The organism is Heyndrickxia faecalis (genome assembly GCF_040267745.1).
Taxonomy (GTDB): Bacteria; Bacillota; Bacilli; order Bacillales; family Bacillaceae_C; genus Weizmannia; species Weizmannia faecalis.
On sequence record NZ_CP158453.1, the window covers coordinates 1,491,140 to 1,516,720 of the forward strand.

At 49.6% G+C, this 25,581-nt stretch carries 25 protein-coding genes and 2 other annotated features; of the genes, 24 read left to right on the forward strand and 1 reads right to left on the reverse strand.

Annotated features, from left to right (window positions below):
- Nucleotides 1–53 precede the first annotated feature (53 nt).
- The 4 genes from hemB to ysxE all read left to right on the forward strand — a co-directional run bounded on the left by hemB (nucleotide 54) and on the right by ysxE (nucleotide 6,054).
- On the forward strand, nucleotides 54–1,031 hold the full coding sequence (hemB, locus tag ABR335_RS07035) for a porphobilinogen synthase (protein WP_014097844.1): 978 nt from the start codon (nucleotides 54–56) through the stop codon (nucleotides 1,029–1,031).
- A gap of 15 nt (nucleotides 1,032–1,046) precedes the next feature.
- Nucleotides 1,047–2,336: a glutamate-1-semialdehyde 2,1-aminomutase gene (gene hemL, locus ABR335_RS07040; RefSeq protein WP_014097845.1), complete on the forward strand. Its 1,290-nt coding sequence runs from the start codon at nucleotides 1,047–1,049 to the stop codon at nucleotides 2,334–2,336.
- 385 nt (nucleotides 2,337–2,721) lie between these two features.
- Nucleotides 2,722–4,839, forward strand: coding sequence for a LysM peptidoglycan-binding domain-containing protein (locus tag ABR335_RS07045; RefSeq protein WP_017551079.1), 2,118 nt, complete (start codon nucleotides 2,722–2,724; stop codon nucleotides 4,837–4,839).
- Between the two features lie 198 nt (nucleotides 4,840–5,037).
- Nucleotides 5,038–6,054: a spore coat protein YsxE gene (gene ysxE / locus ABR335_RS07050; protein WP_026104585.1), complete on the forward strand. Its 1,017-nt coding sequence runs from the start codon at nucleotides 5,038–5,040 to the stop codon at nucleotides 6,052–6,054.
- Nucleotides 6,055–6,070: 16 nt separating this feature from the next.
- On the opposite strand, the gene ABR335_RS07055 is transcribed toward ysxE, so the two are convergent.
- Nucleotides 6,071–6,262, reverse strand: coding sequence for a hypothetical protein (locus tag ABR335_RS07055; protein ID WP_014097848.1), 192 nt, complete (start codon nucleotides 6,260–6,262; stop codon nucleotides 6,071–6,073).
- Between the two features lie 142 nt (nucleotides 6,263–6,404).
- Nucleotides 6,405–6,633 (forward strand) — a binding site (T-box leader).
- 55 nt (nucleotides 6,634–6,688) lie between these two features.
- On the opposite strand from ABR335_RS07055, the gene ABR335_RS07060 reads away from it, so the two are divergent.
- The 20 genes from ABR335_RS07060 (at nucleotide 6,689) to rpmA (ending at nucleotide 25,512) form a co-directional block, all read left to right on the forward strand.
- Nucleotides 6,689–9,334 (forward strand): valine--tRNA ligase, encoded by a 2,646-nt coding sequence (locus tag ABR335_RS07060; RefSeq protein WP_350346676.1) that lies wholly within the window; start codon nucleotides 6,689–6,691, stop codon nucleotides 9,332–9,334.
- Between the two features lie 62 nt (nucleotides 9,335–9,396).
- A complete protein-coding gene (locus tag ABR335_RS07065) occupies nucleotides 9,397–10,719 on the forward strand; it encodes a bifunctional folylpolyglutamate synthase/dihydrofolate synthase (protein ID WP_061086571.1) in 1,323 nt (440 codons plus the stop codon).
- A 139-nt stretch (nucleotides 10,720–10,858) separates the two neighbouring features.
- Nucleotides 10,859–12,274, forward strand: coding sequence for an ISLre2 family transposase (locus ABR335_RS07070; protein WP_350346677.1), 1,416 nt, complete (start codon nucleotides 10,859–10,861; stop codon nucleotides 12,272–12,274).
- A gap of 391 nt (nucleotides 12,275–12,665) precedes the next feature.
- Nucleotides 12,666–12,851: a PulJ/GspJ family protein gene (locus tag ABR335_RS07075; protein ID WP_230951699.1), complete on the forward strand. Its 186-nt coding sequence runs from the start codon at nucleotides 12,666–12,668 to the stop codon at nucleotides 12,849–12,851.
- On the forward strand, nucleotides 12,848–13,192 hold the full coding sequence (locus ABR335_RS07080) for a hypothetical protein (protein WP_230951700.1): 345 nt from the start codon (nucleotides 12,848–12,850) through the stop codon (nucleotides 13,190–13,192). The genes ABR335_RS07075 and ABR335_RS07080 overlap by 4 nt, the downstream gene beginning before the upstream one ends.
- On the forward strand, nucleotides 13,189–13,893 hold the full coding sequence (gene pilO / locus ABR335_RS07085; protein ID WP_061086572.1) for a type 4a pilus biogenesis protein PilO: 705 nt from the start codon (nucleotides 13,189–13,191) through the stop codon (nucleotides 13,891–13,893). The genes ABR335_RS07080 and pilO overlap by 4 nt, the downstream gene beginning before the upstream one ends.
- A gap of 107 nt (nucleotides 13,894–14,000) precedes the next feature.
- Nucleotides 14,001–14,762 (forward strand): prepilin peptidase, encoded by a 762-nt coding sequence (locus ABR335_RS07090; RefSeq protein WP_350346678.1) that lies wholly within the window; start codon nucleotides 14,001–14,003, stop codon nucleotides 14,760–14,762.
- A 109-nt stretch (nucleotides 14,763–14,871) separates the two neighbouring features.
- On the forward strand, nucleotides 14,872–15,864 hold the full coding sequence (locus tag ABR335_RS07095) for a hypothetical protein (protein WP_230951701.1): 993 nt from the start codon (nucleotides 14,872–14,874) through the stop codon (nucleotides 15,862–15,864).
- 187 nt (nucleotides 15,865–16,051) lie between these two features.
- Nucleotides 16,052–16,735: a RadC family protein gene (gene radC, locus ABR335_RS07100; protein ID WP_013859812.1), complete on the forward strand. Its 684-nt coding sequence runs from the start codon at nucleotides 16,052–16,054 to the stop codon at nucleotides 16,733–16,735.
- 173 nt (nucleotides 16,736–16,908) lie between these two features.
- Entirely contained in the window at nucleotides 16,909–17,925 is a 1,017-nt protein-coding gene (locus tag ABR335_RS07105; protein ID WP_211062060.1) for a rod shape-determining protein, read from the forward strand.
- A gap of 106 nt (nucleotides 17,926–18,031) precedes the next feature.
- On the forward strand, nucleotides 18,032–18,904 hold the full coding sequence (gene mreC, locus ABR335_RS07110; RefSeq protein WP_061086575.1) for a rod shape-determining protein MreC: 873 nt from the start codon (nucleotides 18,032–18,034) through the stop codon (nucleotides 18,902–18,904).
- Nucleotides 18,904–19,422: a rod shape-determining protein MreD gene (gene mreD, locus ABR335_RS07115; protein WP_029141930.1), complete on the forward strand. Its 519-nt coding sequence runs from the start codon at nucleotides 18,904–18,906 to the stop codon at nucleotides 19,420–19,422. Before mreC ends, mreD begins: the two co-directional genes overlap by 1 nt.
- A gap of 231 nt (nucleotides 19,423–19,653) precedes the next feature.
- Complete coding sequence (minC, locus tag ABR335_RS07120; protein WP_061086576.1) at nucleotides 19,654–20,346, forward strand: septum site-determining protein MinC; 693 nt, start codon at nucleotides 19,654–19,656, stop codon at nucleotides 20,344–20,346.
- The gene (gene minD, locus ABR335_RS07125) at nucleotides 20,339–21,148 is read left to right on the forward strand and encodes a septum site-determining protein MinD (RefSeq protein ID WP_061086577.1); all 810 of its coding nucleotides are present in this window, start codon (nucleotides 20,339–20,341) and stop codon (nucleotides 21,146–21,148) included. The genes minC and minD overlap by 8 nt, the downstream gene beginning before the upstream one ends.
- Before the next feature lie 126 nt (nucleotides 21,149–21,274).
- Nucleotides 21,275–22,027 (forward strand): M23 family metallopeptidase, encoded by a 753-nt coding sequence (locus ABR335_RS07130; RefSeq protein WP_350346679.1) that lies wholly within the window; start codon nucleotides 21,275–21,277, stop codon nucleotides 22,025–22,027.
- Nucleotides 22,020–22,886 (forward strand): M50 family metallopeptidase, encoded by an 867-nt coding sequence (locus tag ABR335_RS07135; RefSeq protein ID WP_014097868.1) that lies wholly within the window; start codon nucleotides 22,020–22,022, stop codon nucleotides 22,884–22,886. Before ABR335_RS07130 ends, ABR335_RS07135 begins: the two co-directional genes overlap by 8 nt.
- A gap of 51 nt (nucleotides 22,887–22,937) precedes the next feature.
- Complete coding sequence (locus ABR335_RS07140; RefSeq protein WP_026683600.1) at nucleotides 22,938–24,416, forward strand: Rne/Rng family ribonuclease; 1,479 nt, start codon at nucleotides 22,938–22,940, stop codon at nucleotides 24,414–24,416.
- A gap of 47 nt (nucleotides 24,417–24,463) precedes the next feature.
- Nucleotides 24,464–24,547: a sequence feature (ribosomal protein L21 leader region), on the forward strand.
- Nucleotides 24,548–24,558: 11 nt separating this feature from the next.
- Entirely contained in the window at nucleotides 24,559–24,867 is a 309-nt protein-coding gene (gene rplU / locus ABR335_RS07145; RefSeq protein ID WP_013859803.1) for a 50S ribosomal protein L21, read from the forward strand.
- 12 nt (nucleotides 24,868–24,879) lie between these two features.
- Complete coding sequence (locus ABR335_RS07150) at nucleotides 24,880–25,209, forward strand: ribosomal-processing cysteine protease Prp (RefSeq protein WP_315958506.1); 330 nt, start codon at nucleotides 24,880–24,882, stop codon at nucleotides 25,207–25,209.
- Nucleotides 25,210–25,221: 12 nt separating this feature from the next.
- The gene (rpmA, locus tag ABR335_RS07155; protein ID WP_013859801.1) at nucleotides 25,222–25,512 is read left to right on the forward strand and encodes a 50S ribosomal protein L27; all 291 of its coding nucleotides are present in this window, start codon (nucleotides 25,222–25,224) and stop codon (nucleotides 25,510–25,512) included.
- Nucleotides 25,513–25,581: the final 69 nt, after the last annotated feature.

Consider the following 25,581-nt stretch of genomic DNA (forward strand, 5'->3'; position numbering starts at 1 on the left):
CCGGATAAATATGCAATACATTGCGGCATTCTACCAGTTTAGGAGGAAATAAAATGAAAGATTTACAGTTTGCCCGTCACCGTAGACTTCGCCAAAGTGCCAATATGCGGGCTTTGGTGCGCGAAACGAATTTAACAGTGAACGACTTGATTTATCCGATTTTTGCAGTTGAAGGCGAAAATATTAAAAATGAAATTGCTTCGATGCCGGGTGTGTATCACTGGTCGCTGGACCGGCTCCATGAAATCATGGATGAAGTCGTTTCCCTTGGCATTAAATCCGTCATTTTATTCGGCGTACCGAACCATAAAGATGCAACCGGAACGGAAGCGTACCACGATCACGGCATCGTTCAGGAAGCCATCCGTTTCATCAAGAAAAATTACCCGGATATCATTGTGATCGCGGATACCTGCCTGTGCGAGTACACTGATCACGGCCATTGCGGCGTTGTGGAAGATGGGAAAATTTTAAACGACCCAAGCCTTGACCTGCTTGCGAAAACGGCGGTCAGCCAGGCAAAAGCAGGCGCTGATATCATTGCTCCTTCGAATATGATGGACGGGTTTGTCACCGCGATTCGCAAAGGGCTTGATGAAGCAGGCTTTGAAGATGTGCCGATCATGAGTTATGCGGTCAAATATGCATCCGCGTTTTACGGTCCGTTCCGCGAAGCTGCTGACAGCACACCCGCTTTCGGGGACCGGAAAACGTACCAGATGGATCCGGCCAACCGGCTCGAAGCATTGCGTGAAGCACAGTCGGATGTGGAAGAAGGGGCAGATTTTCTAATCGTAAAACCGACGCTTTCTTATCTTGATATCGTCCGTGATGTGCGCAATGAATTCCGCCTCCCGGTTGTCGGGTATAATGTGAGCGGGGAGTATTCCATGGTAAAAGGCGCCGCACAAAACGGCTGGATTGATGAAAAGGCGATTGTTCTTGAAATGATCACAAGCATGAAGCGTGCCGGCTGCGATCTCATCATTACCTATTTTTCACTCGATATTGCTCGCTGGCTTGCGGAATAAACGGGAGGTTGAAAGATGCGCTCATATGAAAATTCAATCGAAGCATACAAAGAAGCGGTCACATTAATGCCGGGCGGGGTGAACAGCCCTGTCCGTGCCTTTAAAGCGGTCGGCATGAACCCGATTTTTATGGACCACGGCAAAGGCGCAAAAATTTATGATATTGACGGAAACGAATATATTGATTACGTGCTGTCATGGGGGCCGCTCATCCTTGGCCATGCCAATCCTGGGGTCGTGGATGCGCTGAAAAAAACGGCCGAAAAAGGGACGAGTTTCGGCACGCCGACGATCATGGAAAATAAACTGGCGTCACTCGTGAAAGAACGCGTACCGTCGATTGAAATCGTCCGCATGGTCTCATCCGGCACGGAAGCCACAATGAGTGCTCTGCGCCTAGCAAGAGGTTATACAGGCCGGAATAAAATTTTAAAATTCGAAGGCAGCTACCACGGCCATGGCGATTCGCTCCTGATCAAAGCAGGGTCGGGCGTTGCCACACTCGGTCTGCCGGATAGCCCCGGCGTGCCACTCGGAATCGCGCAAAATACCATTGCCGTCCCGTACAATGATCTGGAAGCCGTCCGATCGGCATTCGAGCAGTACGGAGAAGATATTGCCTGCATCATCGTCGAACCGGTTGCCGGCAATATGGGCGTTGTTCCGCCGAAGCCCGGCTTTTTGCAAGGGTTGCGCGAAGTCACATCAGCATACGGCGCCCTCCTGATCTTTGATGAAGTGATGACCGGTTTCCGTGTCGACTATCACTGTGCACAAGGCTACTTTGATGTAACGCCTGATTTGACCTGCCTCGGCAAAGTAATCGGCGGCGGCCTTCCTGTCGGCGCATTTGGCGGACGGGCCGACATTATGGAAAAAATCGCACCGACCGGCCCTGTTTACCAGGCAGGAACTTTGTCCGGCAATCCGCTTGCGATGACGGCCGGATATGAAACATTGCGGCAGTTAACACCTGAAACGTATGCGGAATTCAGGCGAAAAGCCGACCGCCTCGAACAAGGTTTTCATGAGGCAGCGGTGAAATACGATATCCCGCATACCATTAACCGGGCAGGATCGATGATTGGCATCTTTTTCACCAATGAAGAAGTCAATAATTTTGCATCAGCAAGCACTTCGGATTTGGATCTGTTTGCCCGCTACTACCGCGGCATGGCGGAAAACGGCATTTTCCTCCCGCCGTCCCAATTCGAAGGCATCTTCTTGTCCGCCGCGCATACGGACGAGGATATTGACCGTACCGTTGAAGCAGCAGAAAAAACATTTAAGGCAATCCGCGGGTAATCCTGCGGCTATGAACCGGCAAGTCCAAAAATGGATGAGCCGGTTTTTTTTGCATTCTGTCCGCTGTGGGCGAGAGAGAAGTAGCAGTAGGGAAAATTTCACGCTCTGTGGGTGGCCCGATGGTTTTTGAACGGATCACTCCGAAAACGGATGGCCGAATCAGTTCGCCTAGCTCGACCAAATCTAAGTTTTTGAACGGGTAACCTGAAAACAGATGAGCCGGTTTTTATCGATTTCTCTCCCCGTCCAATATTGTTGCGAAAAAGCCATTCAAGTGATTTACGGATGCTGCGGTTTATTTGCGATCATAAAAACCCCGATTGCTTCATACAGTGTAAATGACATATTCATTGGGATTTGGAGGAATTGAAGGGAGGAACCCGCTTTGCCGCAAAATCAATCGTCCATACGATTTTCATTAGAAGAATTGATTTGGTTTAAAAAAGGACAGGAAGTTGAAGAACTTTTATCAATATCATTGGATCCCCATATCACCATACAGGAATTGAAGCAGTATGTCGTGATCAAAGGCAATCTCTATTTGGCCGGGGAGTATATCGGTTGCGGGGAAGAAGAAGGGGAAGATGTGCTGTTCAGGAAGTATGTGCAGGCGGTCCAGTACCGGGAAGAAGACGGCATATTTGAATTTTACCAATCTTTCCCGGTAGACGTTACCATTCCGAAGACAAGAATTGCGGATATTGAGGAACTGGACGTCAATATAGAAGGATTTGACTATCAATTTCACGGAACCGATTGTTTAAAAATCAATGCGGATATTGCGATTGAGGGAATATTGCAAGACGGGGATGAGGAAGAGGACGAAGCCGAAACAGCACCATACCCGGATTTGAACGGCCGGGAAACCTATTTGGATGAGCCGGACGCAGCATATCAGGCGCCTTTTAGCCATTCCGAGTGGAGTTTATCGGAACAAGAAGAAGAGAGCACCGAACCGCCCCGCCATTTTATGGAAGAAGCGGAAAGCTTTGAAGAAGTGCCTTTGCGTGCAGATGAGGAAAAAGAAGAAGAGGATGAATCTCACGCTGACCCGGAATTGTATACACCTTTTACGATCGAATCGCGCGTGGTGCCGGAAGAATCGGTTGCTCAGCCGGAACCGTACACAAACGAACTGAATGTGCTAGCACCGGTCGAACTGCCGGAAGAAGAAGAGGAGAGTCTCTTGCCGGAAGCAGGCGGAAAAGTGCCGGAAAGTGCTTCATGGCAGGCGGAAACAGCCGCGCCGGTACGGGATGAATGGCATGCGGAACCGGAGTTTTCCGGAAAAAATGAGTCTGCATCGTTGGCAGAAAGCGAACTGGTACAGAATGAGTGGCATCCTGGGCCGGAGTTTCCAGGAAAAAATGAGTCTGCATCGTTGGCGGAGAGCGGAGTGGTGCAGAACGAATGGCATGCTGAAGCGGATCTTTCAGGCAAAAATGAGTCTGCATCATTGGCGGAGAGCGAACCGGTGCGGGATGAATGGCACGCTGAACCGGGGTTTGCCGGCAAAAACGAATCCGCATCATTGGCGGAGAGCGGAGTGGTGCAGAACGAATGGCATGCAGAACCGGAGTTTTCAGGCAAAAACGAGTCTGCATCCATAGCGGAAAGCGTACCGGTGCGGGATGAATGGCATGCGGAACCGGAGTTTTCCGGTAAAAATGAGTCTGCATCGTTGGCAGAGAGCGAATTGGTGCAGAACGAATGGCATGCTGAAGCGGATCTTCCAGGAAAAAATGAGTCTGCATCATTGGCGGAGAGCGAACCGGTACGGGACGAATGGCATGCAGAACCGGGGTTTTCCGGCAAAAACGAGTCTGCATCCATAGCGGAAAGTGAACCTGCGCAGAACGAATGGCAGGCCGGTCCGGAGTTTCCTGGTAAAAACGAATCCGCATCCATACCGGAAAGCGTACCGGTGCGGAACGAATGGCAGGCCGACCCAGTGCGGGATGAAGGGCATCCTGAACAGGAATTGTCCGGAAAAACCGCATCCGCGTTCCGGACGGAGAGCAAAACGGCTCTGAACGAAGAATCTCTTGAGCCGGATGACGCCGGGAAGACGGAGCCCGTTTTCCGGATCGAGAGCAAGGCAATGGAAGATGAATCTTCTGCTTATCTCAAGCAAGAATCGCCTGAAAAAGATGAATCTTCTTCTGTGGCGAGCAGCGAAACGATTGTGGAAGAGTCGCCGGAAAGCGGGGAGAAAATAGAGGAAGTGCCGGAAGAAAAGGATTCGGCTGCCAAGAAGAAAAAGAAGCAAAAATACGAATCTATTTCGCTTGCCGACTTTTTTGCCCGGAGAGATGAAGAAAAGCCTGCCAAGTTAAAGGTTTGCATCGTCCAAAGCGGGGAGACGCTCGACCAGCTTGCTGAAAAATACAATATCAATGTCCAGCAGATTTTAAGGATGAACCATTTGGAAGTGAACCAGGATGTATATGAGGGGCAAGTGCTGTACGTTCCCGCAAACGCGCGCGCCGAAAAAAATCACTGAGCCGGAGCATTCACAGGCACGGGCGTCTAGGTGAAGGATGCATCTGAAATTCAGGGGCTAAGCGCCTGCGTAAGGAAGCGTGCAAAACGAGCTATTCTTAACCTAGATTGCGCCTATGTTCAAGCCGCGGCGAATGCGGCGCAGCGGGGGAATGAAAATGAGCAAGCGCCTATTTTTCAGGAGAAGCGCTCTAAGAAGGTGAAACGGGTGACTGACCTTTCGCAGCAGGACATCAATCGGATTGTAAAGCATTACGGCCTGAACGCTGAATATGTCGGGCGGTACGGAAAAGTGTATAAAATTTATACCGGCCAGGGCATCTTTGCTTTAAAAAAAATTGCACCGCAAAACGGGATGGGATTTATCCGGCATGTCCAGTCTCTGTACCAGCGGGGATACAACCGTATTGTCCCGGTCTATCCCGCGTTGGACGGCCGTTACGGGGTGCTGTATAACGGGGCATTATACTATTTAATGCCCTGGCTGCCAAACGAAGAAAAAGAAGCACGCGGCGAGAAACATCAAAAAATGTTCAGGGAACTCGCACGCCTGCACAGCTTGTCCGTCAAAGATACGGAGATCTCAATAGAAAAACGGCGGGAATACTATGAAGAAACCCTTTCCCGCTGGTACGGGCAGCAGGATTTTTTGGAAGAGTTCCTTGAACGGTGTGAAGAGCAGGTCTATATGTCCCCGTTTGCCCTGTTGTACTGCACCTTTTACAATGAAACGAACCAGGCGCTCAAATTTTCGATCCGGCAGCTGGAAAACTGGTATGAACAATCAAAAGAGATGGAGAAAGCGAGAACGGTGACCATCCACGGAAAAATTTCAACGGAGCATTTTTTGTACGATGAACGCGGGCTCGGGTACTTTACCAATTTCGAACTGGCGAAAAACGCTGCGCCTTTTTATGACTTGCTTCCCTTCTTGTCGCGGACGCTCGATTCCTATCCGAGCCGGTTTGACGACTGCGTGGATTGGGTGAAGACCTATTTCAGCTATTTTCCGCTGAAAGAAGATGAAAAAAGCTTATTTTTCAGCTATCTCGCTTATCCCGCACCGATCATCCAAACCGTGGAGGAATACTTTGCAAATGAAGGAAAACGCCATGAAGCGAGAGCAGTCGCGAAACTGCAGGAAAAGTACTGGCGAATGAAAAATACCGAGTATGTCGTCATGCAGTTGTCACAAGGGGCCGCCCCCGCGTCATGAAAAGCAGGAACGGCCACTAAAACCATTCATACTGAAACCCGAGATAAATGAGAATAAATATGGCAAGCAGCAAAACGTCAAACGTCGTCGGAAAAATAATCGTACGGATGGCCTGAAAGACGGAGAACGGAAGAATCAGCTGCTTGCACACTTTTTTTGCATTCCGCGCCCATGTACGGACGGCCTGTTTGTCAATTTTTTTCTTCATCATCATCCACCTATCCCTCAAAAATAATGTATGAAAAGCGGGCGGATCAGTGCATCCGCCGCATATTTTTTCTAAAAATGGGCAATGCTATTGACGATTTTCACAAAAACCGATACCATAAACTATAGTCAATTTCAAAAATCAAAGTACAATGAACGGGAAGAGTACAGATTTTGTTTCCATGCAGAGAGGGAAATCAGCTGCTGAAAGATTTCCTATGCGAAACAGGCTGGAAGGTCGCCCGGGAGTAGCTTTTGTGAAACCGAAAGTAGCAAAAGCCGGCGAAGTGCCGTTAATGACCCGAGAGTGCCGGGCATCCGTTTGCCCGTGAAAAAAGGTGGTACCGCGAACAGACTCCTTTCGTCCTTTTATGGCGAAGGGAGTTTTTGTGTTTATCCGCAAAAAACGCAGAAAGGAATGATACAAATGGAACAGCAGGACATCAGCATGCCGACCAAATATGATCCGCAGGCTGTTGAAAAAGGGCGCTATGAATGGTGGGTGAACGGCAAATTTTTCGAAGCAAAAGGCGATCCGGAAAAGAAGCCGTACACGATTGTGATTCCGCCGCCGAACGTAACCGGCAAGCTCCATCTCGGCCATGCCTGGGATACGGCTTTGCAGGATATTTTAACCCGGATGAAACGGATGCAGGGCTATGATGTGCTCTGGCTGCCGGGGATGGACCACGCCGGGATTGCAACGCAGGCAAAAGTGGAAGCCAAACTGCGTGAAGAAGGCAAATCCCGCTATGACCTCGGCCGCGAGAAGTTTACGGAAGAAGCATGGAAGTGGAAAGCGGAATACGCTCACTTTATCCGCAAACAATGGGCGAAACTCGGCCTCGGGCTCGATTATTCGCGCGAACGTTTTACGCTCGATGAAGGGCTGTCAAAAGCTGTAAAAGAAGTATTTGTTTCGCTTTATAAAAAAGGCTTGATTTACCGCGGCGAGTACATCATCAACTGGGACCCGGAAACGAAAACGGCGCTTTCCGATATTGAAGTCGTCTACAAAGAGGTGCAGGGCGCATTTTACCATCTGGCATACCCGTTAAGCGACGGTTCCGGCACGATCGAAATCGCAACAACGCGCCCGGAAACGATGCTCGGTGATACGGCGGTCGCTGTCCACCCGGATGATGAACGCTACAAACATTTAATCGGGAAAACGATTGTATTGCCGATCGTCGGCCGCGAAATTCCGATTATCGCAGACGAGTATGTGGACATGACATTTGGTTCCGGTGCCGTAAAAATTACGCCGGCCCATGACCCGAACGACTTCGAAGTCGGGAACCGCCACAATCTCGAACGCATCCTTGTGATGAACGAGGACGGCACAATGAATGAAAATGCCGGAAAATACAAAGGGATGGACCGGTTTGCATGCCGCAAACAGATTGTGGAGGACTTGAAAGCACTCGGCGTTCTTGTCAAAGTGGAAGACCATCTCCATTCGGTCGGCCATTCCGAACGGAGCGGCGCGGTTGTCGAACCGTATTTGTCGACGCAATGGTTTGTGAAAATGCAGCCGCTCGCTGATGCTGCGGTAAAACTGCAGGCGTCGGAAGGAAAAGTCCATTTTGTGCCGGAACGCTTTGAAAAAACATACTTGCACTGGATGGAAAATATCCGCGACTGGTGCATTTCGCGCCAGCTCTGGTGGGGCCACCGGATTCCGGCCTGGTACCATAAAGAAACCGGCGAAGTGTATGTTGACACCGAGCCGCCCCGCGACATTGAAAACTGGGAACAGGATCCGGACGTGCTCGATACGTGGTTCAGCTCGGCGCTCTGGCCGTTTTCGACAATGGGTTGGCCGGATGAAGAAGCGAAAGACTACAAGCGTTATTATCCGACTGATACGCTTGTGACTGGCTATGACATCATTTTCTTCTGGGTATCGCGGATGATTTTCCAGGGGCTTGAGTTTACCGGCAAGCGCCCGTTCAAAGACGTCCTGATCCACGGTCTTGTCCGCGACGAGCAGGGGCGGAAAATGAGCAAATCGCTCGGCAACGGTGTCGACCCGATGGAAGTCATCGACAAATACGGCGCGGACTCGCTCCGCTATTTCCTTACCACCGGTAGCGCACCGGGCCAGGATTTGCGTTTCAGTTACGAAAAAGTTGAAGCGGTCTGGAATTTCGCCAATAAAATTTGGAACGCCTCCCGTTTTGCACTCATGAACATGAACGGGCTGAAATACGAAGAAATGGATCTGTCCGGTGAAAAATCAGTCGCTGACAAATGGATTTTAACGCGTTTGAACGAAACGATCGAAACCGTTACAAAACTGGCGGACAAATACGAATTTGGCGAAGCTGGGCGCGCACTTTACAATTTTATCTGGGACGATTTCTGCGACTGGTACATCGAAATGGCAAAACTGCCGCTCTACAGCGAAGATGAAGCAGCGAAGAAAACGACACGCTCGGTCCTTGCGTATGTGCTCGACAATACGATGCGGCTTTTGCACCCGTTCATGCCGTTTATTACCGAGGAAATTTGGCAAAACCTTCCGCATCAGGGGGAATCGATCACAACAGCCGCGTGGCCGGAAGTGGACGAAAGCCTTACAGATGCAGCGGCTAGCGAAGAAATGAAACTGCTTGTCGACATCATCCGTTCCGTCCGCAATATCCGCGCGGAAGTGAATACGCCGTTAAGCAAAAAAATCAAACTGCATTTGAAAGCGAAAGACGAAACGGTCTTAGCGGCTTTAAAACGAAACGAAGCGTACATTACCCGTTTCTGCAACCCGGATGAATTGAAAATGGGGCTTGACCTCGAGGCACCGGACAAAGCCATGACTGCAGTCGTTTCCGGCGTCGAACTGTTCCTGCCGCTTGAAGGACTCATTAATTTTGAAGAAGAACTGGCCCGGCTCCGGAAAGAGTTGGCGAAATGGAATAAAGAAGTCGAACGCGTCCAGAAAAAACTGTCCAATCAAGGGTTCCTGAAAAAAGCGCCGGAAAATGTCGTTGCCGAAGAACGGGCAAAAGAAAAAGACTATCTTGAAAAACGAAGCACCGTCGAAGCGCGCATCAAAGAACTTGAAAACCAGTAATACAAGGGTGGAAGGCGAATTCTTTACGGATTCGTCTTCCTTGCATACGGGAGGAAAGGCATATGTTTGAAACCTATGAAGAAGCGGTCGGCTGGATCCGGTCCCGCTCGAAATTCGGGATGAAACCAGGGCTTGAGCGGATGCAGTGGCTGATGGAAAAATTGCACCACCCGGAACAAAAAATCCGGACGGTTCACGTGGCCGGGACGAACGGCAAAGGGTCGACCGTCACCTTTTTGCGGAATATTTTAGAGCAGGCAGGCTATACGGTCGGCACCTTTACTTCCCCGTATATTGAGCAGTTTAACGAAAGGATCAGCATAAACGGATCGCCGGTGTCAGATGAAGACCTCGTCCGGCTTACAAACGCAATCCGCCTGCTTGCAGAAGAGCTGGAGCACACAGCATTCGGCGCACCGACAGAGTTTGAAGTCATTACAGCGATGTCGCTTTTGTATTTTGCCGACATCCAGCCGGTAGATATCGTTATCTATGAAGTCGGCCTTGGCGGCAGGCTTGATTCCACAAACGTCATCACACCGCTTGTCAGCCTGATTACCAATATCGGCCATGACCATATGAATGTGCTTGGCCATACGATTGCGGAGATCGCATTTGAAAAAGCGGGCATCATCAAACACGGGGTGCCGGTTGCAACGACAGCAATGCTGCCTGATGCGCTAGCGGTGATTGAAGAAAAAGCGGCAAAAGAAAAGGCACCGCTTTTCCGTGCCGGAAAGGAATTTTCTTTTGCGGAGATTGGTGGGGATCTAACTGGTGAACATTTCCGCTTTGCTTCTCCGTACGGCGCCTATGACTGCTTGTCGATCACCATGATGGGTCGCCATCAGATTTACAATGCCGCGCTTGCCGTTATGGGGGCAGAACTGTTAAGACATATCCACCATTTTCGCATCCCGCAGCATGCACTGGAAAAAGGCCTTCTCGAAAGCAAATGGATCGGCCGTTTTGAAAAACTGCTGGATGACCCGCCCGTTATCATTGACGGCGCCCACAACCCGGAAGGCATTGATAGCCTGATCGAAACGATGGACACCCATCTGCGCGGAAAAAAAATCCGCATGATTTTTTCCGCACTTGGCGACAAAGACTTGGATCACATGATTCCAAAACTCGACCACAAAACAGACGAAATCATTTTCACAACTTTTGATTTTCCAAGAGCCATTCCGGCAGAGGTGTTGTATAAGATAAGCCGTCATCAAAATAAATCATTTTCGGAGGATTGGAAAGAAACCGTACGCACCAAAATAAAAGAAATGAAAGGCTTAGAAGATGTTTTAGTGATTACAGGGTCCTTATACTTTATTTCAAAAGTCCGGAAATACATTTTGGGCCAATCAGAGAGAAATGGGCAGAGCTGAAAAAGTTCTGCCCTTTTTGTTTATTTGTTCTTGTATGTGTAAAATTTTACTCGAAGGGGCAAATGAGTGGAAAAAAATGGGAAGACACTCTATCATCTAAATGTACACCTTGAATGAACATCTAGAGAGAGGTCTTCCCATGGATATTATATCAATAATTGCTGGATTATTAAAGGGTACAAAGAGTCTTATGGAATTTGAAGAACAAATTAAAATTCTGATGCAGAAGGTTTTTACACAATGGGTTGGGGATGTATTTGAGGAGTTAGATAAAACAATTAAACAAAAGAAGTTGGAGGAAGGCTGGGAGTACTGCCGTAGTGATAACAGAAGCGTTCAGTTTCTATTTGGAAGTGTGACTTTTAAACGTTCATTAATGCGTGATAAGAGAGGGAACTCACATTATCCCTTGGATGAATGCTTGGGGCTGGTACCCCACCAGAGATATAGCCCGTTAGTGGAATTAAAGGTGGCAGAGTTGGCAAGTGAGAACACCTATCGGGAGGTGGCGAATATTTTAAAAGAATGGACAGCCGTGAGTCTTAGTCATACAACTGTAGGGGAAATGGTGAAACGCGTAGGAAAAACGCAGGTGGAAGCCGACAAGGCCCTTGTAGAAGAGATGGAAATAGCTGCTTCACTGCCTGATGGGAAGAAGGTAGACTACCTGTTTTCCGAAGCAGATGGCGTATTCATCCGGGGTCTGGAAAAGAAACAGAGTATGGAAGTCCGCCATGCCATTCTCTATGAAGGTTGGGAAACCAATGGAAAAAGGGTCTCACTGCGTCAGCCCACAGTCATCATGACGACGGAAGACATTCAGACATTTTGGGATGAAGTCCAAGCCACAGCTGCCAACACCTATTCCCTCGAAAAAGCGCATGTCATTACAAACAGTGATGGAGGTGCTGGGTACACAGCTGAACGGTTTCAAACAGCATTCTCACAGTCGGAATTTCCGGTGCTCAACCAGCTGGATACCTACCACGTTGCACAAGCCATCATAAGGACATTTGGGGGCGGAAAGAGCGAGATCAAGGAGCAAATTAGAAAAGCGATTAGAACGCATGACCTGGACCAATTCACGTTATATTTGGATACGCACGAAAGCACCTTGACGGATAAAAAGGCCCTCAAGAAAATCAAGGAATTCCGTTCGTATATCTTGAAAAACTGGGACCGCATTTTTGACTGGAGAGACAGGGTGAAAAACGTGCCGGAAGGTGCGAGAGGCCTAGGAGCGATGGAATCGAACCAAAGGCATATCTCCTTCAGGATGAAAAAAAGGGGCATGCATTGGAGTGAACTTGGCGCAGAAGCCATGGTGAAAATCAAACAAGGCATACTCAATGGGACATTGAGAGAAGCCTATCTGAAACACCGTTCAAGAAGCGAGAGAAAGCAACGGAACTTGAAACAATCCATCAGGATGTCTCAACTACTCAAGCAGCCTGTACGCCCGTCAGTGGGCGTAAAGCACGGATCAGTTGCCCTGCATTCAAGCAGTTCATCGGCAATGGGACATTTAAGCAAAATATTAGAGCTTTCGTTTTAAGCCTGGCTCAGTGGGGACTGATCGTTGAGGCGCGCGAAATTTACGAGACTCCTGCGGGAAAAGCGAGCCAGGAGAGACCCCGCAGCGAGGTACGAGCGAGGAGGCTCGCCGGCCGCCCGCGGAAAGCGAGTGAATTTCGCGCGCCTCAACATCCCCGTTATCCATCTTTATACGGAAATATCACATCTTTTCCGAAAATTACACCGAGCAAGTAAAGCACGGTAGCCGAAAGTGTACAAAAAGAGTGTCTTGGAATACCCGATATTTAAACCTTGTCGAGAAAAACTTGACACATACTTTGTTCTTTTGTTGAATTACTTTCCCGGCGCTTTTTGATAAAATAAGTTTTATAGGTAAGAAGGCTCATGACAAAATGCTTACGGAGGTTGCTATGAAAAAACCCCTTTTTAAAAACAGCCGGGGATTTACACTTGTCGAAGTGCTGGCTTCGATTACGATTTTAGCGATTGTGATGCTCACAGTGGGCGCCATCTTGGCCAATAATGCGGGTGTGACAAAAAAAGCGGATGACAGCGCCAGTACTTCAGCGGCGCTGTCCTGGACAGCATCAAAATGAATACGGAAACGGCCGGTGCTTCGTCAAGCGGCACATCCGGCGCTGCAACCGGCTCAGCTGCAGGAACGGGCACAACATCCGGCACTTCCAAAACGGCCGGCGAATCTTCTTCGGGAACGTCTAAAACCGGTTCCTCTTCCTCATCTGCTGCATCCAAAACGGCCGGTGAAACAAAGGGGGGCGGTTCCTCTTCCGCCCCGGCGGCAGCGGGTGGCACAGCCGGCGCGGACACTGCGGCAACCGGGGAAGCGGAAGGCGTCACGGTTTATGAAGCGACATATACGATCCAGCTCAATCAAGCCGCGCTCAATGCCGCCGGCAAAAGGGAGGAACAGCAATGAACCTCCGTTTAAACCGGAAGCAGCTTTTTATCATTCTTGCCCTCTTTGCCGTTTGCCTTGCCGGTGCAGCCGGTTTGTACTGGTTTGTGCTGGCGCCGGCCAAGTCCGGGCTGGCCGGGCAAAAAGCCGCGTTGAAATCGGAACAGCAGGTGCTATCCAGCCTGCAGTCAAAAAAACAGCAAAGCCCGGAACTGCAGCTTGGCAATGTCGTCAGCCTGATGCGGAAAATCCCGGCAAAACCGCTTGCGGAACAAGTGCTGCTTCAGTTCAGGATGGCAGAGGCCCTTTCCGGCAGCCGGATTACGGAAACAGACGCCCAGCAGGACTCCGCCGGTACGTCCGGGAGCGAGGAGGCTACACAAAGCACAACGAGCGGCACCTCATCCGGCACACAGCAAAAAACAGACGTGCTGCCTGCCGGTGTCAAAAAACTGTCGTATACTTTAAAAGTGGAGTCAGACAGCTACAAGAGCATGAAAACATTTTTACAGACGATTGAAAACTTGCCGCGCATTACGGTGATCGAAAGCCTCAATTTCAGTCCGGGGGAAGGAGCGCCTGGATCGAGTGGATTGCAGTACACCGTCACGGTCTCCACTTTTTATTACCCGGCGTTAAGCCGGTATTCGGACTATTTGCCGGAAATCGACGTGCCGGCAGCGGGCCGTAAAAGTGACCCGGTCGCAACAACGGCGCAATAAGTTTTCGGCATGTTCATCCTTGCCATTACATATGCTTAATATCACCTGTTGCTTGCCGGCAGCGAACCAAGAAAATACCATATGCTGAAAGATCAGAGGGATCAAACATGCATGGATTATGGACTGCTTATTTTGCGGCACTGGGGATGGTTTTCGGCTCGTTTTATAATGTCATCGGGCTGCGTGTGCCGAATCATGAATCGATTATCCGTCCCGGGTCGCATTGCCCGAAGTGCGGGCACTCGTTAAGCTGGAATGAAAATATACCGGTATTGTCTTTTCTTATTTTACGGGGCAGATGCAGAAGCTGCCGCGCGCCGATCTCCCCGATTTATCCGGTGTTTGAGGCGCTGACCGGGGGCTTGTTTGCCTGTTCCTTTTACCGGTTCGGCTGGAGCCTGGAATTTTTGCTTGCCATTTTGTTCATTTCGCTGCTTGTCATCATTACCGTTTCCGATTTGGCGTATATGCTTATTCCTGATAAAGTGCTGTTTCCTTTTGCAGCCGCCATTGCCGCCGTCCGGCTTTTTCACCCGGCATCGCTGTGGTGGTCCGCCTGGCTCGGGGCGGTTTTCGGCTTTTGCCTCCTCTATCTCATTGCCTTTTTCACAAAAGGCGCGATGGGCGGCGGGGACATTAAATTGTTTTTTGTGATCGGGCTTGTGCTCGGCATAGAGAAAACTTTTCTGGCCTTTTTTCTAGCCTGCTTTTTTGGCGCGCTTTACGGCGTCGGTTTGATGGCTGCCGGCAAATTTAAAAAACGAAAACCGGTGCCGTTTGGGCCGTTTATCGCCATCGGTGCGCTTACCGCCTATTTTTTCGGAAACAGCCTTATCGGGATGTATTTGCGTTTCTCCGGGCTCGGATAAAATTTGCATAAAATGCCGGAAATCGGCGAATGGTTTTTGGACAAGGCGACAAAAGTCTTGTTCTTTTTTTTGCCGGTTATGGTAGCATGAAGCAAATCGGGCAGGAGAGGTGAAAGCATTGGACAAGGCGAAAAAAAAGGCGAAAATTACAGTCAAAGTGGGCGGAAAAAAGGAGCAGCCGGAAGACAGCGTAAAAGTCCATGACTGGAAAGCGGCCGAGGAAACGGCTGCCGCACAGGAAGACAGCGCAAAAGAAGAGGAATCATTTGAATGGGTGCTGCCCGAACTCGATGCGGATCAGATTGAAGAATTCCGGCCGATCCATTATACACCCGCGCCCAAAAAGAAAAGCATCTTCCCGAAAAAAACGGCGGCGAATAGGGCCGCGCCGGCGATTTTGTTTTCTGTCGTGTCCGCAGTGGTGTTTGGGGCGCTGCTCGGGTTTGTTGTATTAAAATTTATTGCGTACGGAGATCATCAAACAAAACTCCCGAATCAGCAGGCTGAAGGCGCTGCAACGGGCGCAGCACAGCAAGAGGCCAGGCTTCCGGCGCTAAGCATCGGCATCATCCAGGCAGGGGTGTTCAGCACGGAAGGCGCCGCCTCTAAAGTGTCGCGCGAACTCGCCTCAAAAAAGGTCCCGTCGATGCAGCTTTCGATGGACGGGCAGCGCTATATTTTTGCAGGTGTGGCCGACAGCCCTGGCACGGCCAAAAAAATGGAAAGTGCCTGGAAAGACAAAGGCGTCGAACTGTATGCAAAAGAAATCAGTTTTTCCAGCAAAAAGGTCCAAACGACGACAAAGGATGAGCAAATTTTTGCCCGGGAAACGGTTCCGCTTTTTCAAAAACTGGCAAAAGAAACGGCCGCCGCTGTCCAGAACGGAGAGGTTTCACCGGACGGCATGAAGACAGTCGGAACAGCAGCCGGCAACGTCAAAAAGCTGGCAAAAGTCAGGCAGGAAACGCTCGGCCGGCTGAAAAAATACGAAACGGCCGCGTATGAATCGCTCGCGGCTTATCAAAAAAGCGGCAACCGGCAGGATTTAACGGATGCCGAACAAAACCTGCTGGACTACGTAAAGGTCTACAGCGGGCATTGAAACCAAATGCGGGCTTCCGGCTGAAAAGCTGCGGTGCCACGCCCGCATGGCACTATTTTTTGTCTGAAAAGGTTGAATTTGCAGTTGTTACACGGTCCGTTTTTTGGTACGATACAATTGTATCTCCCATACAAAAGCCCATTGGTTTGATTCCCCCGCCTCCTGCTTTAGAAAAGGAGGAATTCATTTGGAAAAAATGCTGATCAAAGATTTTCCTGCAGAAGACCGCCCGCGTGAACGGCTGATCCGCACAGGAGCGGAGAGCCTCTCCAATCAGGAACTGCTTGCCATTTTACTCCGTACCGGCACGAAAGATGAATCGGTGCTCGAGCTTGCCAACAGGCTGATCCGCCATTTTGAAGGCTTGCGGTTTTTAAAAGATGCTTCCCTTGAGGAAATGACAGCCATCAAAGGCATCGGCACAGCAAAAGCGGTCCAGATTCTGGCCGCCATTGAACTCGGCAGAAGGATCGCCAATTTGCAGCACGATACGCGTTATGTGATCCGCACGCCGCAGGACGGGGCCAATTATGTCATGAATGATATGCGCTTTTTGTCCCAGGAGCATTTTGTCTGCCTGTATTTAAATATTAAAAACCAGGTGATCCACCGGCAGACGATTTTCATCGGAAGTTTAAATGCCTCGATCGTCCATCCCCGCGAAGTGTTCAAAGAAGCGCTCAGGCGTTCAGCTGCTTCCATTATTTGTTTCCATAACCATCCATCCGGGGACCCTTCTCCTTCCAAAGAAGATATCGAAGTTACCAAACGGCTTGCCGAATGTGGTAAAATAATGGGGATTGAGATTCTTGACCATTTGATCATCGGTGAGAAAAAATTTGTGAGCCTGAGAGAAAAAGGGTATTTGTAAGGCTTTGAATTTTTTTATGGTTACGATATAATAAATCGTATGATTTTTACGGCCGGCACTGCGCCGGAAATGCCTGAATTCCGGATGCATTTTCAAAGCGACATCCATAAATAAGCAAAAGTATGGCACCAACTGGTGATGAAAATTTATCGTGAAGAAAGGGAGATACATCCATGTTCGGAAGTAAAGACCTGGGGATTGATCTTGGGACAGCCAATACATTGGTTTTTATAAAAGGGAAAGGAATTGTCGTGCGGGAACCTTCCGTTGTGGCTATCCAGACAGATACGAAACAAATTGTCGCAGTCGGGGATGCCGCGAAAAAAATGATCGGCAGGACGCCGGGAAACATCGTGGCGACGCGGCCGATGAAAGACGGCGTGATTGCGGATTATGAAACGACGGCTGCGATGATGAAGTATTATATTCAGCAGGCCACAAATAAAAAAGGCTTTTTTTCAAAAAATCCGTATGTCATGGTCTGCGTCCCTTCCGGCATTACGGCGGTGGAAGAGCGCGCGGTGATTGATGCAACCCGCCAGGCCGGGGCAAGGGATGCTTTTACGATTGAAGAGCCTTTTGCAGCAGCGATCGGCGCCGGGCTGCCTGTCTGGGAGCCGACCGGAAGCATGGTTGTCGATATCGGCGGCGGCACAACGGAAGTGGCGATTATTTCGCTGGGCGGGATTGTGACAAGCCAGTCGATCCGGGTGGCCGGGGATGAAATGGATGAAGCGATCATCAGTTATATCCGCAAAAATTATAATCTTTTAATCGGGGACCGGACCGCAGAACAAATTAAAATGGAAATTGGTTCAGCAGGCGAGCCGGAGGGGATCGAACCGATGGATATCAGGGGCCGGGATTTGCTGACCGGTTTGCCGAAGACGATCACGATTTCCGCGGATGAGGTGGCCGATGCGCTGCACGACACGGTGTATGCCATTGTCGATGCGGTCAAATACACGCTTGAACAGACACCGCCTGAACTGGCAGCTGATATTATGGACCGCGGCATCGTCCTGACAGGTGGGGGTGCCCTGTTGCGCAACCTCGACCATGTCATCAGCAAAGAAACCGAAATGCCGGTGCTCATTGCCGAAAACCCGCTCGACTGCGTAGCAATCGGAACAGGCAACGCGCTCGAAAATATTGAACTGTTTAAAAACAAAGCAAAAGATTCTAAATAAGAAATGCCAGTGTCCTGTTAACTCATTCTCCTGCCGGTCTTTCCTGGCGGGAGAATGGTTTTCAATCCGGGAATGGCCGGAACAAAGTGTTATGGGAGTGGATTTTATGCCACAGTTTTTTTTGAATAAACGATTGATCGTCCTTTTAATCAGTGTTATCCTGCTTGTCGCCATGATCGGATTTTCCATCAGGGAACGCGACCGGATTTCAAAACCGGAACAGTTTGTGCGCGATATCGTCGGGCTCGGCCAGTCCGTCATTGCCAAACCTGCCAATGCCCTTGCCGGTTTTTTTGACAATATCGGGGACTTAAAAAATACATATACCGAAAACAAAAAGCTGAAATCCCATTTGGAACAGCTGACAAGCCTGGAAGCGCAAAATCACGAACTAAAAAAAGAAAATGAAAATTTGAGATCTATTATAAAGGAAAAAAACAGTCTCGGAGATTCAGAGTCCATTCAGGCCCAGGTCATTGCACGCAACCCGGATAATTGGTACGAGCAAGTGGTGATTGATAAAGGCGAAGTCAACGGCGTTGCCAAAAACATGGCTGTCGTCACTTCAGGCGGTTTCCTCGGAAAAGTCACGCAGGTCGACAAATTTTATTCAACCGTCGAACTTTTGAGCTCGCCCGATGAAACGAACCGCGTATCCGCCAAAGTGCAAAATGCCAAAAAAGATGCTTACGGATTAATCGAAGGGTACGACAAAAAAACCAAAATGCTGCTTTTGAAACAGCTTGATTTTAATATCAAAGTCAAAAAAGGCGATCATGTCGTGACATCCGGTTTAAGCGGCATGTTTCCGAGCGGGCTTCTGATTGGTGACATCGAAAAAGTGACCCCGGATGAAAACGGGCTGACGCAAACCGCTTATGTCAAGCCGGCAGCCAATTTTTATGATGTCCGCGAAGTGCTCGTCATCAACCGGAAAACACAAAAATTCAACGCGGGCGGCACGGGAGGAGAGCAGTGATGAAACGTATCGTGCTCCCTCTGATTTTAAGCCTGTGCTATATTGCTGAAAGTTTATTTGCCCAATTTTTTGCGGCCCGTTCTTTTGGAGGAAAATTTACCATCGTTCCCCATTTTCTGCTCGTGATGCTGATTTTAATGGGGATGCATTACCGCAAAAGGCTCTCCATCATTTATGCCTTTGTATTCGGCATGCTGTTTGATGCTTTTTACACGGGCATTTTGGGCATTTATCTGTTTTTCTATCCGCTTGCGGTTTACCTGACAGAAAAAATGGACAGGATCCTCCAATCCAATATTTTTACCGGCACGCTTGTGGCAGTCTTAAACATGGCGATTGTCGAATTTTTGGTCTATGGCATCAATGCTTTAATTAATCCGCAGGTGATGGGATTTGACGATTTTCTCTTGTTCAGGCTTTGGCCGACTTTGATCTTAAACGCCGCTTTTTTTATTTTGGCATGGTATCCGATGGGAAATTTTTTAAAGCGGCGCGCAAGGGAAGAAGAAAAGGAATAACCGGCGGGGAGAAAATCTGTTAAAATGGGAAAGAAGGATTTCCTGCCTTTTTGTCGAATTATCCGGACAAGGGGGAGTGGAAAAAGCAAAGGGGTTTGCGGGCCGAAAAACCGGCAGGAACCGCACGCACGGAGGCTTGAAATCCCGTGTGTCGGGCCGAAAAACGCCGTCTGAAAGCCATTTCGGATGGATGCCGTTTCATTTATCAGCCGTTGAGGTGAGCAGTTTGAAATGAAAAAAACGCAAAATGTAACCATAAAAGGCACGAAAGACGGAATTGTGCTGCATTTAAACGACCAATGCTCCTTTCAAGCTTTAAAGGCGGAGTTAGAGCAAAAATTACTGGCCCAGGCTGCCGATGAGGAAGAGAACAGCCCGATTCTTGCCGTCAAAATTCAGCTTGGCAACCGTTATTTGACGCCCGGTCAGGAAGAGGAGATCAAAAGCCTTGTGCGTTCCCGGCGGAACCTTGTTGTCGATGAAATCATCAGCAATGTCATCACAAAAGAAGCGGCTGCGCGCGAAAAAGCGGAAAATGAAATTGTGCCTGTCACCACCATCGTCCGGTCCGGGCAGGTGTTAAAGGCGGAAGGCGATCTTTTGCTTGTCGGCAATGTCAATCCGGGCGGTACCGTGATTGCAAACGGCAATATTTTTATCATGGGAAACCTCCGCGGCATTGCGCATGCCGGCTACAGCGGGAGAAGGGACGCCGTTGTTGTCGCTTCCAATATGGTTCCGTCCCAAATCCGGATTGCCGATTGCCTGAACCGGGCCCCTGATGATTACAGGGAAGAGGGCCGGCATGAGATGGAATGTGCTTACATAGATGAATCGGACCATATTATCATTGATAAATTGCAAGTTTTGAAATATTTGCGGCCGAATATGACAAGATTAAAAGGAGGGTTCTCATATGGGTGAAGCGATTGTCATCACATCCGGAAAAGGCGGCGTCGGCAAAACGACGACATCGGCAAACCTCGGGACGGCGCTCGCGCTTCTCGGAAAGAAAGTCTGCCTTGTCGATACAGACATCGGGCTCCGTAATCTTGATGTCCTGCTGGGGCTTGAAAACCGGATTATCTACGATCTGGTCGATGTCGCAGAAGGCCGCTGTAAAATCCACCAGGCAATCGTAAAGGACAAGCGTTTCGATGACAAGCTCTTTTTGCTGCCGGCTGCCCAGACAAGCGACAAATCCGCCGTCACGCCGGAACAAATGAAACAATTGATCCACGGGTTAAAACAGGATTACGATTATATTCTGATTGACTGCCCGGCCGGCATTGAGCAGGGATATAAAAATGCAGTGGCGGGTGCTGACCAGGCGATTGTTGTGACAACACCGGAAATCTCGGCGGTAAGGGATGCCGACCGGATCATCGGGCTTTTGGAAAAGGAAGAACATATCGAGCCACCGAAACTGATCATCAACCGGATCCGGAGCCATATGATGAAAAGCGGGGACATGCTGGACATCGATGAAGTGACAAACCATTTATCGATCGATTTGATCGGGATTGTAGCCGATGATGAAGAAGTGATCCGCGCCTCGAACCAGGGCGAACCGATTGCGCTAAATCCGACGAACCGCGCATCCCTTGCCTACCGGAATATTGCTCGCCGGATTTTGGGGGAAACGGTGCCTTTAATGCCGCTTGAAGACCAGAAACCCGGCATGTTTGCGCGCTTTAAAAAATTATTTAGTTCGAAATCTTCTTAATGGCAGAGCCGTTTCTGAACGTTTTTCCAAACGATCAGGGCGGCTTGTTTTGTTCCCGGTTCTAACCGCTTTGGACAGGTCATACATTGGTAATAAACGAATGCCTGTACAGAAGGGGTGAATCGATTGGGAAACCGCGCCGATGAAATCCGGAGGCAAATGGCGAAGCGGAGAAAAACGATGAAACAGGCTTATAACGGCAAAGAAACGGTCTATGCGAGCCTGATTAAGGATGAAGGCACACATGTATATGAACCGCCGGGCAAAACGCCGCATCCGCTTTTTAAAAAAGAAACGGTGCTATTTAAAATTCTGGCTTCTGCCTGTCTTGTCCTCGCTGTGGCAATTCTGTTTAAATCGGAACGTCCGGAATTTGACAAACCGAAAGCCGCCGTCAAACAGGTAATGGCGTCCGAATTTCAATTTGCAAAAGCAGCCGCCTGGTATGAAAAAAAGTTTGGCAAGCCGGTCGCGCTCTTTCCGGAAAAATCTTTAAAAACGGAAACCGCTGCTTCCAATGAAGATCCGCAATATGCGATGCCGGTATCGGGAAAAATTCTGACCAGTTTTTCAGCCGATGGAAGAGGGGTTACGATTGAAACAAAGCCGGGCGCAAGCGTAAAAGCGATGAGCGGCGGGACGGTCATTTTTGCCGGGAAAAAGCCGAAACTGGGCAATACCGTCATTATCCAGCATGCCGATTCAACGGAAACATGGTACGCAAACCTCAGCAAAATTGATGTGGGCCAGTATGACAGCCTCAAGACGGGCGAAAAGGTCGGCACGGCGCGAAGCAGCGGGGAAAAAGGGGAATTTTATTTTGCGCTTAAAAAAGACGGCGGTTTTATCGACCCGATCCAGGTGATTAAATTTGAGTGAGCGGTTTTGGCTTCTGAAAAAAATCAAAATCCATCCCCTTTTCTGGCTCGTGGCTGCCATTGCTGCTGTTACCGCCCGTTTCCAAGATCTCATCCTGCTGTTTGCGATCATTTTCATTCACGAAATGGGGCACGCGGTTGCGGCGCAATATTTTTCATGGCGGGTTAAAAAAATCGCCATTTTGCCGTTTGGCGGCGTCGCTGAAACAGAGGAACACGGAAACCGCCCGCTGAAAGAAGAACTGATCGTGACACTCTCAGGCCCCCTCCAGCATGTTTGGATCGCCGTTTTCGCGTATTTGTTGTTCCGCTTCGATGTCTTGCCTGGACAGATGTATACGCAAATCGGGGAGTGGAACCGGGCCATTCTTTTTTTTAATTTGCTCCCGATTTGGCCGCTTGACGGCGGGAAATTGCTGAATATGGCGTTTTCCACGGTTTATCCTTTTTTGCGCGCATTCCGGATGACGATTTGCTGTTCGTTTATCGTGCTGCTCCTTTTTCATGCGGCCGCCCTGCTGAATGCGCCGGCAAATTTGAACGTCTGGGCGATCGCCGTTTATTTATATGCCGCCCTTTGGAAAGAATGGAAACAGCTTTACTTTGTTTTTATCCGTTTCCTGCTTGAACGGTATTATGGAAAAAGGGATCCGCTCCGTCATCTGGAAACGATCGAGGTGGATGCGGGCGCATACTTGTATGAAGTGCTCGAAAGCTTTAAACGGGGACGCAAACATCCGCTCATTGTCCTTAAAAACGGGGTGGAAGTCGGGAAGCTTGATGAAAATGAACTCCTTCATGCCTTTTTTTCCGAGAAGCAAACCAATGCGAAAGTAAGCGATATCCTGTATAGTTATTGATGGAAGCCGCAATAGAAGCGGCTGAAAGCGAAGACAGTGTGGTGGAATTTTTTGGACAGATCAATCATCATCAACGTGAAAACAAGGGAAAAACGATATGCGGTCATCGAAAACGGCAAAGTATCTGCCATCCGCATCCGGCAGCCGGGCGATGCGGCAAAAGTCGGGAATATTTATCTCGGCAAGGTGGCAGACGTCAAACCCGGAATCAATGCCGCGTTTATTGATATCGGCGGCATCCGGCACGGTTACTTGCATATCAGCCGGCTCCCTGCTTTTGTGAACAGCAAAAATTCGAATCCAACGATTTCAGCTTATCTTTCGCCCGGGCAGACGGTTATGGTCCAGGTGAAAAAAGATGAAACAGGGCAAAAAGGTCCGCTTTTAACCGGCATCATTGAGCTTTCGGGGGAACAGATTGTGTATCTGCCGGAAGGAAAGTACACGGCTGTTTCCAAAAAAGCGGATGATGCAGACCGGAACAAGTGGCGGAACAGGGTCCGCAAAGCGCTTGAACCGCAGGAAGGAATCATTGTCCGGACCGCAGCCATCCATGCCGGCGGGGACGGGTGGCGCGATGAACTAAAATGCCTCAGGCTTCGGTACAAATGCCTGCTCGAAAAGGCGGCACAACTGAAAGCACCGGCTGTTCTGCACGAAAAAAGCACGGTGGAAGCGGAAATTTTCCGCGAACTTGTCCGCTTAAAAAGCGGCACGGTGATCGTGGATGATGCGGAGGCACTTGCCCGCCTGAAAGCATTGCTTGCGGGCCGGCCGGAACTGGACTGGTCGTTTGAGCTCTACAGCGGAAAACAGAATATTTTTACCCGCTACCGTATCGACCGGACGCTTGAGGAAGCCTTGAAAAGAGTGGTCTGGCTTGAAAACGGCGCCTATCTTGTCATCGACGAAACAGAAGCGCTCACCATTATAGATGTGAATACCGGAAAATATACGGGTACAACGGATCAGGCCGAAACGGTGCTGAAAACGAATCTGCTTGCGGCGAAAGAAATCGGCCGCCAGCTGAAACTGCGCGATTACGGCGGCATCATTCTTGTCGATTTTATCGATATGCAGCGCGATGAACAGCGCGCACAAGTGAGGGCGGTGCTTGAAAAAGAACTGGAAAACGACGAGAAACAAACCCGCATCACCGGTTTTACGGAGCTTGGCATTTTACAAATGACGCGCAAGAAAACGCGTAAATCGCTCCCCGAGGCACTGCTTTCCGTTTGCCCGGTCTGCGGGGGCAGCGGCAAAATCGAAAGCCCCGAGACGCTTGCTTTCCGCCTCGAACGCGAGCTGTGGGAAGCGCCGTACGCGGATTACGAAGCCGTCTTGATTGAATGCACGCAAGATGTGAAGGACTGTTTTTGCGGGGAAACGGACGTACATTTAAAGCGGCTGGAAAACCTGCTCGGCATGAAACTCATTTTTCACATCACTCGCGATCCGCATCCGTTTTATGCCATCCGGCAGTTCGGGACGGCAGCCGGCCTTGCCGCAAAAGGCAAAGATCCCAATTGACAAAGGAAAAAGTGTGTGTTACCATCAGTATGTTATGTTTGTAGCGCCCTGTGCTACAACCGCTCAGGAACAGGCTTTGCAAGTTTTTACATTTCGTAAAACGCCTGTCTTTGGCGAGTCTGAGTCTTAAGGAGGTGCAGTGATGTACGCAATTATTGAAACCGGCGGGAAACAAATCAAAGTAGAAGAAGGCCAAGCTGTATATATTGAAAAATTGGATGCAGCAGAAGGCGAATCGGTTACATTTGACCGCGTTCTTTTTGTCGGCGGCGAATCGGTAAAAGTCGGTAGCCCTGTTGTTGAAGGCGCTACGGTTACGGGTAAAGTGGAAAAACACGGCCGTGCGAAAAAAATCGTTGTATTCAAATATAAAGCGAAGAAAAATTACCACAAAAAACAAGGCCACCGTCAGCCGTACACAAAAGTGGTCATTGAAAAAATCAATGCGTAAGGTGCACGCGGCATGATCCGGGTCCGCATCAAACGCAAAAAGAATGGGAACATCTCGTCTTTTGAAATGAGCGGCCATGCCGAATTTGCCGGATACGGCCAGGACATTGTCTGTGCCGGCGCTTCCGCTGTTTCTTTCGGGACGGTGAACGCCATTATGGAAGTGGCGGGGGTTGAACCTGAAATCCGCCAGTCCGAAAGCGGCCTTTTGGAATGCAAAATCCCTGCGCAGCTGCCGGAAGAACAGGCGGCAAAAGTGCAGATTCTGCTTGAAGGCATGGTTGTATCCCTCGAGACGATAGAACGGGAATACGGCGAATTTATCCATATAATCTTTGAATAGGAGGTGAGCATCATGTTGAAATTAGATCTTCAGTTTTTCGCTTCCAAAAAAGGGGTCGGCTCCACGAAAAACGGCCGTGACTCGATCGCAAAACGCCTCGGCGCAAAACGTGCGGACGGGCAGTTCGTAACAGGCGGCTCGATCCTTTACCGCCAGCGCGGGACGAAAGTCTTTCCGGGCGAAAACGTCGGTCGCGGGGGCGACGACACTTTGTTTGCGAAAGTTGACGGCGTTGTGCGTTTTGAACGCCTCGGCCGCGACAAGAAAAAAGTGAGCGTATATCCGGTGGCACAAGAAGCCTGACCCATAAAGCCCCGGGCTGCGATATTCGCGGCCCGGGGCTTTTGCATTTTCCGGCAGTACAAACGCCGC